Here is a 15556-nt window from a genome sequence, read left to right as displayed (position 1 = left end):
GGGTCCTGGTCGGATCCGCCGTGATGGTGGTCCTCCAGATGCTGTTTACCTACACACCCGTCATGAACCGGCTCTTCCAGACGGCTCCCATTTCCGCCCGTGACTGGGGGATGATCCTTCTCATCTCATTCGGGATTTACCTGGCGATCGGCCTCGAAAAGAAGGCAAGAAACGCAGCGCGTTCCTGACGCGGAATCCCGGGGAAGTGATAGATTAGAGCGGCAACGAAAGCGTCTCGGCATCATGTGGGAACCGAGCCGAAGACAGGCTTGGAATGTAGCTTTTGGAACCGGACAACGACGAGGAGGTGAGTGACGATGAACGAACTGTTGACAGGAGCCGTCACGGGCCTCCGTTTCGGGTTCATCATGCAGAAGGCCCAGGTCATCCGTTACGATAAACAGTTGGAGGCCATGCGCCTGAAGGACATGACCATCGTGAAGTTCATGTTAAGCGCCATCCTGGTTGCAATGGTCGGGATTTACCTACTCCTGGACCTGGGTATGGTAAAACTTTCCATCAAGACCACAATCCTGGGGGCAAACATACTGGGCGGGCTGATCTTCGGCATCGGCTGGGCCATAGTAGGTTACTGTCCCACCACGGGCGCAGCCGCCCTCGGCGAGGGGCGCTACGACAGCCTTTTCGGCCTGGCGGGAATGGTCCTCGGGGCGGCTATTTATGCAGAGGCCTTTCCATTCCTCAAGGAAACGGTCCTGACGTGGGGCAATTATGGAAAGATCACGGTCCCGGGCGTCCTGGGAATCAGCCACTGGATCGTCATCATTGTCTTGATCGCCGCCTTCCTTGGAATGTTCGGCCTGTTCGAGAAGAAAGGGCTTTAAAGATCCGGAAGATGGCCGCACGTTCCTGCCTGCATTCGAGTTGGCTTTGCCGGCAAAGACAATTGGTCCGACACTCACTGACGAGGATGGTCATGAAAAGACTCAATCACATCGTTGCAGGGTCTGTTGCCAAGAAGATAATCGGCGCACTCCTGGCAGCACTATTTCTCTCAGGTTGCAGTGCCAAACTCACGCCGATTAAGGCCGTGACATACGTCGACATAAATCGCTTCATGGGCGACTGGTATGTCATTGCGAGCATTCCAACCATTATTGAAGAAGGGGCTCACAACGCAGTGGAGAGCTATAAGCTCGACCCGGACGGAACCATTGCCACAACGTTCACGTTCCGTCAGGATTCGTTTGAAGGCCAGTTGAAAACATACAGGCCGCGGGGGTTCATCCATGACAAGGCAAGCAACGCCGTTTGGGGGATGCAGTTCTTATGGCCAATCAAGGCAGAATATCTGATTACTTACCTCGATGAAGGATATACCCGTACAATCATCAGTCGCACCAAACGGGATTACGTGTGGATCATGGCGCGGAAACCAGCGATTCCCGACGAGGATTACAAGAGGCTTGTGGAGGAGGTGTCCCTTCAGGGTTACAATATCGACAAGTTGAAGAAAGTGCCGCAGCGCTGGCCGGATACCGGCAGATGACGCGGGTGTATTTATCCTGTTCGCATGGGTGCCGAATGGCGGCGCACTCAACATAGGCATACGGGTCCGTGAAACCCGGAAAGATCGAAAACTCCATATGTAGCGGTTATCTGCATTACCTGCTGCAAATCACGGATATTTCATGGCCGGGAACGGGGAGGAAGCGATGAAAAACCTGATATACCTCTATCTGCTGACAGTGCCGGTTTTTTTTGCAATTGACATGATTTGGCTGGGGTTCGTGGCCAAGGGCTTCTACCGCAACAATCTGGGCCACCTTCTTCGCCCGGATGTCAACTGGGTGGCAGCCTTTCTCTTTTACCTCCTGTACATCGCAGGCATCCTGATCTTTGCGACCATGCCGGCCCTTGAAAAAAGCTCCCTGAGACAGGCGATTGTGTCGGGAGGTCTTTTCGGTCTTTTCACCTATGCCACGTATGACCTTACCAACCTGGCGACATTGAAGGACTGGCCTCTCAACGTCGTATTCGTGGACATCGCCTGGGGCATCGTGCTCACCGCCACCGTCGCCGCGGCAAGCTTCTTCATCGGAAAGTGGGTTATGGCGTGAGCCCCCCGTCCTCCGGAGGAGTGCCCCATGATGAACGGAAGAGTCCTCCGCATCCTTTACCAGCCCTACAAGTGGCTTGTTTACCTGCCGCTTTTCGTCATTTCGACGGTCTCTTTCATCCTCCTGGGCATGCCGATCATCGCCCTGTTCGGTCCGGACGCTGGAAATCGTATCGCCGGCCGCGGATGGGCACGATTCAACGGTTTCATAACCCCCATGCGGGTCACCCTCGTCGGCAGGGAGAACATCCAAAAAGGTCAGTCCTATGTGGTCGTTGCGAATCACCAGAGCTCCTATGACATTTTTGTCCTCTGGGGTTATCTGGGAATCGATGCCCGCTGGGTCATCAAGAAGGAACTGCGCAGGATACCTCTGTTCGGCCTCGCCGGGAAGTTGGGCGGCAACATCTACATTGACCGGAGCGAAGGGAGGTCGGCCCACGAAAGCCTGGCGGGGGCAGGAAAAATCCTGAAGAATGGTGTTTCCGTGATCATGCTTCCCGAGGGCACGAGAAGCCGCGACGGAAAATTGCGGGAGTTCAAGAAAGGCGCCTTTGCCATGTCTTTGGCCCTCGGAATCCCGGTGCTTCCGGTTTCCATCGTCGACACGAGGCACATCCTGCCACCCGGAACGCTGAACCTTTTTCCCGGCCGTGTCACGCTGGTCGTCCACAAACCCTTGTCCGGCGATGAATACGGGGAAGACCGCCTTGACGATTTCATCCTGCACGTGAGGGGCGTCATCCAGCAGGGTATCGACCGTCATGCCCGGTTCGAAGCGTGACGTTGCTTACCTGCCGCCCGTGAAACTGCATCGCGTTCGGCCTGTGCACAAGGAAACGAAATGGAAATCGCAGAAACCATCCGATTCGCGGCCTTGCTTGTATTCATCTACATGACCGCACTCTTTTTCGTGGCCTTAAAACGCCATGACAACAGCATCGCCGATGTGGCGTGGGGCATGGGTTTTGTCCTTGTGTCCTGGACAACGCTCCTGCTCTTCGGTGAGTTCACGAATCGGCAGGTGATCGCCAACGTATTTGTCCTGATTTGGGGAGTGAGGCTCTCCAGCCGCATTTATTTCCGAAACCACGGGAAGGGGGAAGACGTTCGATACCGACGATGGAGGGAAGAATGGGGCCGTTCCTTTATCGTGCGGAGCTATTTCCAGGTATTCATTCTGCAGGGATTCCTGATGCTTCTGAACCTTTCCTCCGTGCTCTTCATCAATGCGGGTGATGCGGCTACCCTGACACTCATGGATGGATTCGGCGTGCTTGTCTGGGTGGTGGGTTTCTGTTTCGAAGCTGTCGCGGATTGGCAATTGGACCGATTCATGAAGGATCCCTGCAATAGGGGGATCATTATGGACCGCGGCCTGTGGCGTTATTCGAGGCACCCCAACTATTTCGGTGAGGTCGTTATGTGGTGGGGCATTTACATGATTGCACTGTCGGCGCCTTGGGGATGGATATCCTTCTTTGGTCCTGTAACGATCACTTTCCTGATCATCTTTGTCTCGGGCATACCAATGACAGAAAAACTGATGGAGAAAAATCCTTCATTTGCAGAATATCGAAAAAGGACCAGCGTATTCATTCCCTGGTTTCCTAAAGATTCTTGACCTGTTATGAATTCTTAAAAGTTAGCATTCATCAAGAAGACCGATTCAGCCTTTCTCTCAGAAGATATGTTCAAACTTCAGATCAGAAGGGAGCTTTAGTATTTTTCAAACAAAAAACAAGGGATCAGACGGAACGTCTAACCCCTCGTTTTTATTAGTGGTGGGCGATCCGCGACTCGAACGCGGGGCCTTTGGTTCCGGAGACCAACGCTCTATCCACCTGAGCTAATCGCCCTTTTAATCTTTTCGGATACTTACGACCTTCCTGTTTTCCCCGTCAGATGCCCTGGTGTGAAAATTGGTGTGACTCGATCCCAAAATTTCGACGGCCTTCATTTTGTGCTCAGAAGTGGGGTGTGAATACCGCATGGTCATCGAAATGTCCCTGTGCCCCATGAGCTCCTGGATGGTCTTGATGTCCACCCCGGCCATCCCCAGGCGCGATCCGAAAGTATGCCGGAGATCATGGAACCGAAAGTTGTCAATACCCGCCTTCCGGAGGGCCGCCCACCAACCCGTCTTGACATCTCCGTAGGGCTTTCCATCCTCCGAGAATACGTAATCAAAACGGGAACCGCTTTTGACATTTTTCAGAACCGTTGTCAACCGCTTATTCATGGGGATTCTGCGGATCTCCCCGTTCTTCGTGTGCTCTACGGTGATCACCCGGTTATTCAAATCGACGTTGTCCCATTTCAGGTTCAGGATCTCGCTTTTCCGCATGCCGGTGTTTAGGGCCGTAATGATGATCGCCTCGAGGTGCTTTGACTTCGCGCCGGTCCGGACCACTTCCAACAGCCGTTCCTCTTCCTCGGCCGAGAGGATCCGATCCGCCTCTTTGGGCTCCTTCAGGAACTTCACCTGCCGGACCGGGTTGCCCTGGGCTTTACCCCACTTCTCGGCCATGGTGAACATATGCCGCATGCACCCCATTTCCCGGTTGATCGTTGCCTCCATCGCACCTTCCCTCTTCCGGTCCATCTTGTACTTCTCAAGCAGGAACGGGCTTATCTCGGACAGCTTTTTCCCCGAGAAATACCGGCTCAGGTGCTTCATGGAAGATTCATCCCGGAGGGACGAGGAGGGTTTTTTATTGTCCTTGGAGAACTTCAGGTACTGCTCGCTGAACTTGTCGAACGGGACCTTGAGGGGCTTCGGCTTGTACTTGCCCCGGATAACCTGTTCCCTGATGAGCGTCAGCTTTTCCTTGGCAATCGTCTTGTTGACGGGGCCGACGCTTTCTTTGTACCTCTGGCCATCATAGACGAAATCGACGTACCAGCTTTTCCCTCGCTTGTAGACGCCCATGCGGTCACCTCATATCTCTTCGGTTCGTTTCTGCAGGGCCAGGGAGCGGGCTTGTCACACACCCCCTGGCCTTCAGAATCAGCCGTGGTTAAACGATCTGCCCGCGGAACGATACTTCATCTGTACCGGCGTTGGCAACCCCTTGCACCTGGAATGCCGACAACTCTGCCTTCATGGCGCGGATCTGTAAGGCCAACAGGGAATCCATTACCCTGGGCGCGTTCATGATCAGATATTCCAGCATGGCGAACATCTGTTCACAGAAGGCGAAGTCCGGTGACTTCTTCGGGTCCTCGCCCCTGGGCACCATGCCCGCCTTCTTCATCTCCGCGAACAGGTGGCCAAGCTCTTCCATTCTCTCGCCGTGCATCACGTCTTGGAGGGCGTAGGGTTTCCCGTACCATGCCCCGCCGAAGTTCCGGGCCTCCACCATGTCGTCGACTGTCCGGCTCTTTTCCTCGGCCAATTCCGCCTTCAGTTCCCGGACTCTCCGCGCCAGTTTCCCCACCGGCATTTCCCGCTTCGTTTTCTGCATCATTTTGCCCTCACCTCCTTCGACATGACCGATCCTTCATCCTGGGGGGAGAAAATCTCTAGCGTATGACAATTTGTCATGCGCGGGAGCAAACAAGGGGTATTCTGACGCTTCGCATTGAGCACCTTTTGCATCCGATCTCTCATTGCTTGACGTCGCTCCTCTGAAATCTCCCGTTTCGGTTTCTCCTCTTGGGACTCTCGATAGGGCATGAAGGGGTGAAGGGGGCAACGGGTCACCCGGCAGTCTTCCTTGCCGTCTACAAAGCGCCCGCAGCAGTCGTAACACTTGGCTAAGATGGCTTCCCTCGCGGTCAGCCTGTCGCCGTCCAGGTGCCTGATCAATTCCTTTCTGCCCTGGGCGGACTTTCCATGTTCCCTGATTTCCTCGGCCGGTGACAGCTTGTCATTTCGCATCGCCGTCACCTCCTCCGTCCAGTACGTTCAGGAGGTTTTCAATCTGCTCGTCAACCTCCTTCTCCCATTCCCGGACCGATTCGATCAGCCGTTCCAAGGCCTCCGGATCAACCTCCACTTCCAGATCCGCAAGCTCTTCATCGGTGACCGCCGGGAATTTCCCGATCACGTCTTCCAGGTCGTCCAGCTTCTTCCCTACCGCTGCTAACGCCTGATCCTGCAACACCTCCAACCGCTCTTGTTTCTGTTCTAGCATTGAGGTCCCCCATAAACGAAAAATGCTCGTGGAATTGCTAAGGCTTCATCAAGCCCCCCGGCTCTTGCGAGTGACGGATTCCACGAGCAAATTTGTGTTTATGGCAAAAACAGAAATAGCCATTAACGGATGGCCTTCCGGATGAAATTTTAGCACCAGCAGGATACCAAAGCGGCAGAGAATGTCAAGGGGGAGTTGGAGGGGTGAGATTACCTGGATGGATATAGACCATCCTCGTAGTATGCTAATGACAAAACACTTGACTATGCCGGAGATTTTTGTTTCCGTTCATGCGGTAATCAGCCTTGTCATAGGGGGGAACCGTGGTAAAGGCGACAATCCGTCAGGTCTTTTCTTCTTCCTGTTGTCAGGCTCCTCTAAACTCTATTATCTCCCGATTCTTAAACATTGCTACTGGAAAGGAATGGATTTTGGTAATGTTATAGTTCAAAGGTTCATTCCTGCCAAAAGGAGAGAACAATGAAGATCCGAGAGGTAATTATTCAAAACTGGCGTTCTATTGGAAACATAAAACTTTCTGTCCAAGATTTAATGATATTCATTGGTCAGAATAACCATGGGAAGTCTAATATTTTATCAGCTTTGTTATTCTTCTTCGGTGAAATAGGGCTAGATGACCTCGATTTTAAAAAAGACACCAAAGAGTTGTTTGTTGAAGTCTTATTTGGTGACCTTGATAATTCAGACAGAACAACTTTTAAGAAATATGTGACGGCCAACAATACAATCAGAGTTCAAAAGGTTGCAACCAAAGAACAAATTTCCTCTTATCATGGCTACACAGAAACTCCAATGGAAGATTGGCTTAAAGAAGCCAACATTGCTGCATATGCGAAGCGTGAAGATGCAGAAAAGTTGCCATTGGCTCAACTACTTCCCGGAGGGGGCCGTATTACAAAGGATATTTTCAGGGAAGCACAAGAAAGATATATTGAGAATAACCGGGATAATTTGATATTTTCGTATGAGCTTGAACAAGGTCCTTTTCTTGGAGCCAAAAATGTAGCTAAAGGTATTTTTGGAGAGGTTTATTTTGTGCCGTCAGTGAAGAAGGCTGAAGAAGATCTCAGCACAAGAGGAAGGTCCGTTTTCAGTGCACTCTATGCAAGAGTTATAAATAAAATGTCAGAGACAAACAAAGAATTTAGCGATGCCAAAGAAAGAATAGCATCACTCATGAGAATACTAAACAGAGTCAACGAAGATGGTACAGAGAATGAGGCTAGACCGATTGAGTTAACATCATTTGAGAAATCTCTTGCCGATGAATTACGTAACTGGGCCGCAACAATAGATGTAGAAATAACTCCACCGGATCTTGATGACATATTTAAAGTCGGTGCGACAGTTTGGGTTGACGATGGAATTAGAACTAATGTCGGGCGAAAAGGACAGGGCCTACAGCGGGCGTTAATCTTTGCTCTCGTTCGATCTCTTGCAAAACTAGCGATTCAGGAGGAAGATCGGGAAGATTCACAAGAAGAGAACAAGGATGGGGGAACTTCTCGTAAGGCGTCCAGATCCTCATATTTCATTTTAGAAGAACCAGAACTTTATCTTCACCCACAAGCACAGAGAGAACTCTTTGATTCCGTAGTTGAACTATCCAAGGCTGAAAGCCAGGTCTTAATCTGCACCCATTCAAGTTCTTTTATTAATCTTGATCGTTATCGTTCAATCTGCATCGTTAGAAAGAATAGTGTTGAGGAAGGAACAACTACTTTTCAATGCGTAGAAGAACTTTTTCCCGACCCCAAAGAGAAAGATTTATTCAACATTGCCTATTGGATCAATCCTGATCGCGGAGAGCTATTCTTTGCTCGAAAGGTTATTCTTCTTGAAGGTCCAACAGATAAAACAGTCCTCCCTTTGCTGGCCCACAGGCTGGGTATATTTAGACATGACTACACGCTTATAGACTGTGGATCGAAAGACTCAATGCCAAACTATATCCAGCTTCTCAATAAGTTTAATCTCCCTTACATTGTTGTTTACGACAAAGATCACCAACCGGGCAAGTCAGCTGATGCAATAGCAGCAGCGGATAAAGTATCGAAACGGATCAATTCACAGATCGACAAAACATTGGGCCAATGTATCGAATTGATAAACGATATAGAGGAGGAACTTGGAATTGCAGATCCCAGCAAAAAGAACAAGCCATATGCAACTCTTACACATGTTGAAACAGAGGGATTCTCTATAGAGAATTCCCTCCGAGATAAAATTAATACAATCTATGCGTAGTCGATAACCGTTACAGTTCGCATTATACAATGAAACAGAAAGACAAGCTTGAATATCATGCCGTTATCAACTTTGTTAAGATATACAACTGTAAGCACAAAAGGTTACTGCATTTTATTCGTCAATGCCAACCGCCATTTCCTGACACCATTTGTCGACTCAATAACAAAGAAATTGGAATTGAAGTGGCACATAGCTATGGAACGGGTGTGGAAGCGGCCGTGCGTCTAGGGAATCGCAAGATGAAAGACTTCCCTGAAAAATTACATCAAATGCGTCGGTTAACACACTTAGATGTGCGCGCACTGGGTTCTCTTAATAATATTCTCGCAGGAAAATCGTCAAAGACTTATCAGTTTTCACCTACATGGTTAATTGTACGAAATGCCTTTATGTTATGGTCACTGACTGACTATCGAAAACACAAGAAACAAATTGTTATTCCCAATGTGAATCCATTTAAACAAATATGGCTCTTATGTGATGAGAACTCGATTGCCCCACAGGGCATTATGAGGCTTCAATAAATACTATGCCCTTCAGCACTTCCATGAAAGCCCGGCAGGCCCTTGGCCTGAAGAATGATGATCTGATCGGTGAGCCAGGGCAGGACGCCAAGAGCTTCAACGAGTGGTACTGCCACCTGATCACCTTGGATAGGCATTCCGAATGTCAGAACACCTGAAATACTCGTCAATATCGGAGGAAGACTAGATGAAAAAAAAGAGTGTTCTAGGCATTATTTATATTTGTATGCTTTGCCTGCTTGGTACACAGGCATGGTCAGAAAATATTCTGAATTCTGATTCAGACTACAGTATAAAAATAGCGGTCACAATTAATGAAGACGACTTCATTATGGGGAAATTAGAGTATTCCAACAAATCTCTTCAATTAGTAACATTTAATCCGATTGTCGGCATCATTCATGTTGAACCATATCTATTTATAGTTCTTGAAAAGGCCATAGTTTCGAGAAATGTACACAGAATTAAATGCCGTCCTCTTAATGATAAATATGGAAGCTCGGAGATTACAGGAGTTATTGATTTTAGCAATGAGCTAAAACCAAGAATACATTTAGTTAATGCAAGTGGGTATACTTATGTCAGTAATATGTCTGATGTTGGTAAAAGAAATCACGAGAAGTACATACCAAATGTTTGGTTGGGACATTGATTATTAAGTAATTATGACTAAAATTGGAAGAAATAAACCTTGCCCTTGTGGAAGTGGACTTAAATATAAGAAATGCTGTCTTGATAGAAAACCGCGGGCACGAACGATAATTATAGGTTCACCTGAACCTCTTCATGGATTTTATTACGATAAAGATAAAATGGAGTTAACTGGATTAACTTATGATGATCAATTGATAAAGCCTTCTGTTACATATTCTCAAATTCATTATGAATCGAGTTCAGGAAAGGAGAAGGTAACTTCACGAATCCAAGACAAAGTCATTCCTAATGAAGCCGATCTTATGAGACATCTGTCCTCGATGGAAATGATCATATCAATCGACACGAACACCCGAGAAATTGGAAGTGACAGAATATCAGTAGCTGGAATCGTTCATTGCATAGTTCGCCCCACATCCGAAAATAACCGTTTCTTTGCAGATTTTCAGTGGCAGGGTGCAATTATATTTCGTAATTGTCCGAATGAGTTGTCACCTGAAAAATTCAGTTGGATAAACGCAATAGCAAGAATCAACAATCAGCCATCTAACAGGCCGAAAAAATATGCCCTTGTGTCGGATCATGATCTTGACAATCACACATTATATAACAACAAAGAAAGAGCTTTATTTCGTGATGTTTACTTGCCAGACAACTTTTCGCTTATGTATGGAAGAGGGGATGGTGCAACGGAGAACATCTTAAATTATCTGGTGAAGATGTGTGATAAAAAGTCGACTGATGTACTCAAGCAGATTAATGAAACAGGGTATTTTCAAAACGGTAATGATAGATTATTAATCAGTCAAATCCCTGTGCCTCGTTTATAACAGTAGGACTATATCAATCAGGATGATTATCTGATTGGTGAGCCAGGGCAGGACTGAATAAATAATAAGGAAGGCTTCTGTAATGAATTTACGAATCTACACTAACAATAAGTTACGCAGTGATTTCATTTTTAATGGAATTGATAATCTAATGCGTAAGACCGATACAATTAATATTGCCGTTGCATTTCTCACTGACACAGACATCTTAAAAGAATTAAACAAAAGAGGTTGTAATATTAGAATAATTGTGAGACTTGGATACCCAACATTACCATATGCTTTGGAAAATTTATTAAAAATGGAACGTGTTGAAGCACGATTCTATTCTGATAGAACCTTTCATCCTAAGCTATACATATTTGGATCGTCGGGAGCTTTGGTTGGTTCAGCGAATTTGACAAAATCGGCGATGTTCACTAACCAAGAAATCATGATACAAATAGATCCCGAAGATAATGTATTCAGTCAACTTCTAGATGTTTTTTCTGAATATTGGGCAGAGGCAAATGTTCTAACCAAAGACATCGTTAAGAAATATGATGATATATATAACCAATATAAATCATTAAATGGTGATGAATCGAGGCTTGAAGAAAAGGTTCAAAAATACATAGGAAAGGTAATATTTTCAAATATAACGAGGGATAAAGAAAATAAAACAAAAGAGAATATATTTATCGAAGATTACAGAAAAACATATCAAGAAACGGTTAATGCATTCCGCGCCGTGCGTTCTGTATATGAGAATGTGGGTGCAAGGAAAGTAGATGAAAAACATATACCATTAAGATTAGAGATCGATTCTTTTATTAGCTTTGTAAGGGAAGCACATGCCAAAAAAGACAAGTGGGAAACAACACCCATTATATCGGGAGAAAAGCAAATAAAACAAATTAGAGAACTGATAGAAGAATGGCACGAAACTCCTAGGCTATATTTTGAAAATACAATTGTTAATGAAAATTATCCGAGATTATTATCAGTGTTCGATTCAGAAGACTCTATATGTAAGTCCACACCGGATGAGATGTTTCATGCTCTGTGCACGTTACATTCATTTCATGATCGTTTAAGATATTTTGATGGAGGTTTAGATACACTTAAGAATGAGTTTCTTGGAAAGAATAAAATTGATAAAATTAAGAGCAGTCTATCTTATCTGGTTTTTGGTAAAGAAGATGTAATCGAAAGAATGGCAAAGTTAATATTTGATATTGAATATAAACTTAATGTATTTGGACAAGCAAATGTCCAAGAATTGATCGGATGGCAAAATAAAGAAGAATTACCTGTGGTGAATTCTCGTACTACAAAGGTATTGAGATATTTGGGATTTGATGTTCGTCAATTATGACTAGGTAATGAGGAAAGTTCATAATGAAGGAATTAAAATTTACATTTGCCTATCAATTTATCGCCCGCATTGCTTCAATGGTTGATGACAACAAATCAGAAGAATATATCGAAGATTATTTTGATCCTTCGAGTTTGGAATTTCTCGACAGGATTGCTTTACCGAAAAAGAAGACTTTATTGCACACCTTTATAACGGAGGTGGGTTGTAATGATTGGGAGTGGATTATGCGTCATACAGGAGAAGAAAATATCGAACAATTTAGAAAAATGTGCCGTGATGCTGAGGTAGATATACCGTCTTGGCTTAACGAGAACGAGTTTCATGATCATAGGGATGATGCTTATGAACTACTTGAGATAATAATGGAAAGAATCGCGGAACCGGCATTTCATATTCTGTTCTCGGATCATGAATGTCTTTTTAGGTTTCAGATGATAGTATCTAGCGTGGTAAAGAAAATGAAGAAAGAAGACAACCCTAAAATATTTAAGAAAGATGGGGTATTGTCGCGTCTTAATTATTTGCCAAAATGGTTGACAAATGCTGTATATCATAGAGATAAAGGTCATTGCCAAATATGTAGAAGGGATTTGACAGGATTATTGACCCCAATGTCGCAACATGGATTACATTATGATCACATAATTCCATTACATCAAGGAGGCACAAATGATCCTACAAACTTCCAATTGACATGCGAAAAATGTAATACAAGTAAAAAAGCGGCAATATCTATGCCCAAACCGGTAACTTTTACCTATTGGTAATAACGGGATAAATGAAAATTCTTATTGGTCTGTGCATCAAGAAGTGACATACGCATCAGAATAAATGAGAATTACTTGTTCAACATCGTTGTCAAATTCGTCTTTCCATAAATCCTCGACACCATTTCCCGCAAATCCTCTGGTTCACGCCCCAGAATCTCCGCCATATGGTCAAAAATCCCGCCCCGTTCCTGAACGAACCTCCGGGCCAACTCCTGATCCTCGCGGTCCTGGCAGGTCCGGGGTTCCTTCTGTAGGGTCTCGATCACGTCCAGGAGCAGATAAAGCCACAGGCCCACCTCTCCATGCAGGGAAGGTTCCCTACGGATAATCTCTGGGAGTTCCGCCTTTGTGATCATGGGTCGCTTGGATCGGTGATGTTGACGTGAGGGGTGTTTCATTGATCGACAAGTAGGGGTGTTGGGTGGGAGTTATCCGGCCTAGAATTGATTTTCTCCCCCTGGGATGACTCTACACCCGTCCGGGAAGAGAAAACCATTTCTAGCGTCCGAAATGGCCGTCCATGCTCCTGGTCCATGACAAAATTTTAACGGGCACCTTCGTTGATGCACCTTGACTGAAATGCCGGTTTCAGTTTCAATTGATTCGGATCCGTTTCGCCTGGACGTACCTCCTTCATGGTCCCGGTCTCCCTTTCTGAAACGCGATCCAGAAAGCCCGGCCATGCAGGGAACATGGTCCGGGCTTTCGCTTTTCTTGCCGCCTCTGTTGCATCGGTAAGCATGCATCCGCGGGAATCCCCAGGGGGGATCAATACGGCGGGATATGAGCCCTGGCTTTTGTGGGTGTTAACAGTAGCAAGGAACAGTGGTTGGCAACGTCGCCATTCGTTCTGCTTGCCTTGTCTACGGCCCAACAGGCCCGATCCCACGCCTGAAGTTCCGCCCAAACCGATTCTTTCATGATTTGGTCCAGGCGTGCCTTAACTTCGGCTTTGATGGCAGAAACCTTCGGCGAGACGAGATGGGAAATTTTATTACGGGCTTCTTCGCGATCCTGTTCCAGGCGGAGCAGGGCATCTTCCAAGTCTTCCACAATCCGCTTATACCCGCCAGCGCGCGAGGCGATTTCACCTTCCCGTGAAGCGGCTTCCGCGTACTCCTGTTCGCTGTCACCCTCGATGATCGCATCCAAGTTGTATGTCCGGATCTGATCCAGCTTCTTCTTCTCCGCCGTATGCCGTTCCTTGCATGCCGAGATTTTCTCTCTGCACCTCGCTATCCTGTTTTCGACCATTTCAAGCTCAGCGATAGCGGCCTTGACATCGTCGTCAAAGGTGCCGAGCATCTGCTGTAGAAGCTGTTCCGTCCGCTGCTTAATCAAGGTTTCCATGTCCATCGTTTTCATACCCATTGACTGCCCCTTTCTTCTCGGTAGTGGCATTTGATGATCACACATTGACTTTCCGGAGGTATGCCTTGTGGGCCTCCGGGTTCGCCTTGATGACCTGCTTCATGGCCTCCGTCCGGCTGCAATTTGTGGCGACAACGGTTTCCGCAACCAGGGTTATGAAATCTTTTCCACCCTGTTCCGTTCTCGACTCCTTCAGCGCGGCCAGCATTCTTGCCATTGTCCTATCCTCTTCGGTCTGGGCAGAAGCAGCTGGTGTCGGGGTGGCCTGCCGAACCGTCGCGTACTGTTCGACGGTGACGCCGGACTCCACAAGGATCTTGAACCTCTTTCCGTCCTCCTCGCCTAAATGGTGCATTGCCAGCCCCATGATCCGCTGCCGTTCGGTCTTGCCCGCTTCGGTACCGGTGATCGATGTTTCCACTGCCCGCTCCACCTTGGTTGAGATTCCCCCCTTGCTGCCGCTCCCTGCGGCAAAGACAAGGGCCGTATTGACAGCCGCTTCGATGTTGCCGGTCCGATCCGCCAACCCGACATCAACGGCCTGTTTCCCGATGAACACCCGCCCGTCCGCCATGCCTTCCAGGACCGCCTGCACATCGGTCTTTCGGTTCCTGGCCACGGCATCCACGAAAAGGCTGTAATAGTGGTTTAGCTGCGCCTCGATCTCGTCCCTGGCTTCCCGCGAAAGCGGTTCGGCATCGTTGCCCATGGCCTTGTAACGACCTGCGGCAACAAAGGTCCTCTTCAGCCCCATCTTCCGGTCATTCTCCGACCAGTCGTAATGGACCATCAGGACTCCGATGCTTCCCACCTGGGCCGTGTTCTCCACGATCACCGACCGGGCCGCGCTCCCGATCCAGTAGGCCGCGCTCGCCATCATGCCGTTGCCGAAGGCCACGACCGGCTTGACAGCATCGGCGTTCCGGACCGCTTCTTCCAGGGATTCAACACTGCTGACGGTTCCCCCGGGGGAGTCGATAGACAGGACGACGGCCTTCACTTCCGGGTCCGCCTGGGCGGTCTTGAGGGAATGGATGATTCCTGCAGCCGATGCACCGCCGTAGATCATGGACATGAAGGACGCCCGTTTCGTGATTGTGCCGTTGACGGGGATTACCGCCGCCCCGTTCAACATCGTGTAAGGCTTCTCTTCAGTACTCGGCCCGGAAGCGATGTACCGGGCCGCCTCGGCGGGTAAATCCTTGCGGTCCCGAATGTCGAGGTAACTCCGAATGAGTATTTCCAGGTTGTCCGGAAGGATTCCCCAAATCTGACCATTGCTGAAATCGGTGGCTTCCATTGTCGTTCCTGTCACGCTCCTTCGCTGAGGCGGATCAACTCTGCCCAGATGTCGATACACGGCTTTGTATTCAACCAGCTAAAGCGTCCCGGGGGGGAGAGCTCGAGCATTTCAACTTTCAATTCCGCCAGCCGCCGGTAATCATCCTCGGTGAGAAACGGCTTCGTCCGGATCCGCTTTACTTCATCCAAAATCTCCCGGGTTCGTGTGACGGGACCTCGGAGAAGTTCGGCAACGTCGTTGTTGATCATGGCTGT

At 47.9% G+C, this 15556-nt stretch carries 19 protein-coding genes, 1 tRNA gene and 1 pseudogene; 12 read left to right on the top strand and 9 right to left on the bottom strand.

Features of this window, described 5'->3' with window-relative positions; all coding sequences use genetic code 11:
• The 6 genes from HPY65_18080 to HPY65_18055 all read left to right on the top strand — a co-directional run.
• A partial coding sequence (locus HPY65_18080; GenBank protein NPU86390.1) for an HAD family hydrolase occupies positions 1 to 188 on the top strand: 188 nt, incomplete at its 5' end.
• A gap of 129 nt (positions 189 to 317) precedes the next feature.
• Positions 318 to 845 carry a YeeE/YedE family protein gene (locus HPY65_18075; GenBank protein ID NPU86389.1) on the top strand — a complete coding sequence of 176 codons (528 nt, stop codon included), beginning with the start codon at positions 318 to 320 and terminating at the stop codon, positions 843 to 845.
• A gap of 92 nt (positions 846 to 937) precedes the next feature.
• Positions 938 to 1510 (top strand): hypothetical protein, encoded by a 573-nt coding sequence (locus HPY65_18070; GenBank protein NPU86388.1) that lies wholly within the window; start codon positions 938 to 940, stop codon positions 1508 to 1510.
• Positions 1511 to 1676: 166 nt separating this feature from the next.
• Complete coding sequence (locus HPY65_18065; protein NPU86387.1) at positions 1677 to 2081, top strand: DUF2177 family protein; 405 nt, start codon at positions 1677 to 1679, stop codon at positions 2079 to 2081.
• A gap of 27 nt (positions 2082 to 2108) precedes the next feature.
• Positions 2109 to 2864, top strand: coding sequence for a 1-acyl-sn-glycerol-3-phosphate acyltransferase (locus HPY65_18060; protein ID NPU86386.1), 756 nt, complete (start codon positions 2109 to 2111; stop codon positions 2862 to 2864).
• Positions 2865 to 2924: 60 nt separating this feature from the next.
• Entirely contained in the window at positions 2925 to 3704 is a 780-nt protein-coding gene (locus HPY65_18055; GenBank protein NPU86385.1) for a DUF1295 domain-containing protein, read from the top strand.
• Between the two features lie 158 nt (positions 3705 to 3862).
• Here the strand turns inward: HPY65_18055 and HPY65_18050 are convergent.
• The 5 genes from HPY65_18050 to HPY65_18030 form a co-directional block, all read right to left on the bottom strand.
• Positions 3863 to 3939, bottom strand: a tRNA-Arg gene (locus HPY65_18050).
• A gap of 2 nt (positions 3940 to 3941) precedes the next feature.
• A complete protein-coding gene (locus tag HPY65_18045; GenBank protein ID NPU86384.1) occupies positions 3942 to 5012 on the bottom strand; it encodes a tyrosine-type recombinase/integrase in 1071 nt (356 codons plus the stop codon).
• 88 nt (positions 5013 to 5100) lie between these two features.
• On the bottom strand, positions 5101 to 5550 hold the full coding sequence (locus tag HPY65_18040) for a hypothetical protein (GenBank protein ID NPU86383.1): 450 nt from the start codon (positions 5548 to 5550) through the stop codon (positions 5101 to 5103).
• Positions 5547 to 5963, bottom strand: a complete 417-nt coding sequence (locus HPY65_18035; protein NPU86382.1) for a hypothetical protein — start codon at positions 5961 to 5963, stop codon at positions 5547 to 5549. The genes HPY65_18040 and HPY65_18035 overlap by 4 nt, the downstream gene beginning before the upstream one ends.
• On the bottom strand, positions 5953 to 6219 hold the full coding sequence (locus HPY65_18030) for a hypothetical protein (protein ID NPU86381.1): 267 nt from the start codon (positions 6217 to 6219) through the stop codon (positions 5953 to 5955). The genes HPY65_18035 and HPY65_18030 overlap by 11 nt, the downstream gene beginning before the upstream one ends.
• Positions 6220 to 6699: 480 nt before the next feature.
• Here HPY65_18030 and HPY65_18025 point away from each other — a divergent pair, with 480 nt between their 5' ends.
• The 6 genes and pseudogenes from HPY65_18025 (at position 6700) to HPY65_18000 (ending at position 12625) form a co-directional block, all read left to right on the top strand.
• A complete protein-coding gene (locus HPY65_18025; GenBank protein ID NPU86380.1) occupies positions 6700 to 8487 on the top strand; it encodes an AAA family ATPase in 1788 nt (595 codons plus the stop codon).
• A 29-nt stretch (positions 8488 to 8516) separates the two neighbouring features.
• Positions 8517 to 9014 (top strand): hypothetical protein, encoded by a 498-nt coding sequence (locus tag HPY65_18020; GenBank protein NPU86379.1) that lies wholly within the window; start codon positions 8517 to 8519, stop codon positions 9012 to 9014.
• Between the two features lie 187 nt (positions 9015 to 9201).
• On the top strand, positions 9202 to 9666 hold the full coding sequence (locus tag HPY65_18015) for a hypothetical protein (GenBank protein ID NPU86378.1): 465 nt from the start codon (positions 9202 to 9204) through the stop codon (positions 9664 to 9666).
• 13 nt (positions 9667 to 9679) lie between these two features.
• Positions 9680 to 9751 (top strand): annotated as a pseudogene (locus HPY65_18010) (nucleic acid-binding protein).
• 829 nt (positions 9752 to 10580) lie between these two features.
• Positions 10581 to 11855 (top strand): NgoFVII family restriction endonuclease, encoded by a 1275-nt coding sequence (locus HPY65_18005; protein NPU86377.1) that lies wholly within the window; start codon positions 10581 to 10583, stop codon positions 11853 to 11855.
• A gap of 23 nt (positions 11856 to 11878) precedes the next feature.
• The gene (locus HPY65_18000) at positions 11879 to 12625 is read left to right on the top strand and encodes a hypothetical protein (GenBank protein NPU86376.1); all 747 of its coding nucleotides are present in this window, start codon (positions 11879 to 11881) and stop codon (positions 12623 to 12625) included.
• A 71-nt stretch (positions 12626 to 12696) separates the two neighbouring features.
• Here HPY65_18000 and HPY65_17995 read toward each other — a convergent pair whose 3' ends face one another.
• The 4 genes from HPY65_17995 to HPY65_17980 all read right to left on the bottom strand — a co-directional run bounded on the left by HPY65_17995 (position 12697) and on the right by HPY65_17980 (position 15550).
• Positions 12697 to 12924, bottom strand: coding sequence for a hypothetical protein (locus tag HPY65_17995; GenBank protein ID NPU86375.1), 228 nt, complete (start codon positions 12922 to 12924; stop codon positions 12697 to 12699).
• A 472-nt stretch (positions 12925 to 13396) separates the two neighbouring features.
• Positions 13397 to 13993: a hypothetical protein gene (locus HPY65_17990; GenBank protein ID NPU86374.1), complete on the bottom strand. Its 597-nt coding sequence runs from the start codon at positions 13991 to 13993 to the stop codon at positions 13397 to 13399.
• A gap of 43 nt (positions 13994 to 14036) precedes the next feature.
• The gene (gene sppA, locus HPY65_17985; protein ID NPU86373.1) at positions 14037 to 15299 is read right to left on the bottom strand and encodes a signal peptide peptidase SppA; all 1263 of its coding nucleotides are present in this window, start codon (positions 15297 to 15299) and stop codon (positions 14037 to 14039) included.
• Positions 15300 to 15310: 11 nt separating this feature from the next.
• A complete protein-coding gene (locus tag HPY65_17980; GenBank protein ID NPU86372.1) occupies positions 15311 to 15550 on the bottom strand; it encodes a hypothetical protein in 240 nt (79 codons plus the stop codon).
• Between the last annotated feature and the right edge of the window lie 6 nt (positions 15551 to 15556).

Source organism: Syntrophaceae bacterium (assembly GCA_013177825.1).
Taxonomy (GTDB): Bacteria; Desulfobacterota; Syntrophia; order Syntrophales; family PHBD01; genus PHBD01.
The sequence above is the reverse complement of the archived record's forward strand: the minus strand, read 5'-3'. Positions and strand labels throughout refer to the sequence as shown.

Excerpts from the sequence above, each read along its gene's own strand:
- HPY65_18075 (NPU86389.1), top strand. The coding sequence starts at position 318 with ATGAACGAACTGTTGACAGGAGCCGTCACGGGCCTCCGTTTCGGGTTC.
- HPY65_18070 (NPU86388.1), top strand. The coding sequence starts at position 938 with ATGAAAAGACTCAATCACATCGTTGCAGGGTCTGTTGCCAAGAAGATA.
- HPY65_18065 (NPU86387.1), top strand. The coding sequence starts at position 1,677 with ATGAAAAACCTGATATACCTCTATCTGCTGACAGTGCCGGTTTTTTTT.
- HPY65_18060 (NPU86386.1), top strand. The coding sequence starts at position 2,109 with ATGATGAACGGAAGAGTCCTCCGCATCCTTTACCAGCCCTACAAGTGG.
- HPY65_18055 (NPU86385.1), top strand. The coding sequence starts at position 2,925 with ATGGAAATCGCAGAAACCATCCGATTCGCGGCCTTGCTTGTATTCATC.
- HPY65_18045 (NPU86384.1), bottom strand. The coding sequence starts at position 5,012 with ATGGGCGTCTACAAGCGAGGGAAAAGCTGGTACGTCGATTTCGTCTAT.
- HPY65_18040 (NPU86383.1), bottom strand. The coding sequence starts at position 5,550 with ATGATGCAGAAAACGAAGCGGGAAATGCCGGTGGGGAAACTGGCGCGG.
- HPY65_18035 (NPU86382.1), bottom strand. The coding sequence starts at position 5,963 with ATGCGAAATGACAAGCTGTCACCGGCCGAGGAAATCAGGGAACATGGA.
- HPY65_18030 (NPU86381.1), bottom strand. The coding sequence starts at position 6,219 with ATGCTAGAACAGAAACAAGAGCGGTTGGAGGTGTTGCAGGATCAGGCG.
- HPY65_18025 (NPU86380.1), top strand. The coding sequence starts at position 6,700 with ATGAAGATCCGAGAGGTAATTATTCAAAACTGGCGTTCTATTGGAAAC.
- HPY65_18020 (NPU86379.1), top strand. The coding sequence starts at position 8,517 with ATGAAACAGAAAGACAAGCTTGAATATCATGCCGTTATCAACTTTGTT.
- HPY65_18015 (NPU86378.1), top strand. The coding sequence starts at position 9,202 with ATGAAAAAAAAGAGTGTTCTAGGCATTATTTATATTTGTATGCTTTGC.
- HPY65_18005 (NPU86377.1), top strand. The coding sequence starts at position 10,581 with ATGAATTTACGAATCTACACTAACAATAAGTTACGCAGTGATTTCATT.
- HPY65_18000 (NPU86376.1), top strand. The coding sequence starts at position 11,879 with ATGAAGGAATTAAAATTTACATTTGCCTATCAATTTATCGCCCGCATT.
- HPY65_17990 (NPU86374.1), bottom strand. The coding sequence starts at position 13,993 with ATGAAAACGATGGACATGGAAACCTTGATTAAGCAGCGGACGGAACAG.
- sppA (NPU86373.1), bottom strand. The coding sequence starts at position 15,299 with ATGGAAGCCACCGATTTCAGCAATGGTCAGATTTGGGGAATCCTTCCG.
- HPY65_17980 (NPU86372.1), bottom strand. The coding sequence starts at position 15,550 with ATGATCAACAACGACGTTGCCGAACTTCTCCGAGGTCCCGTCACACGA.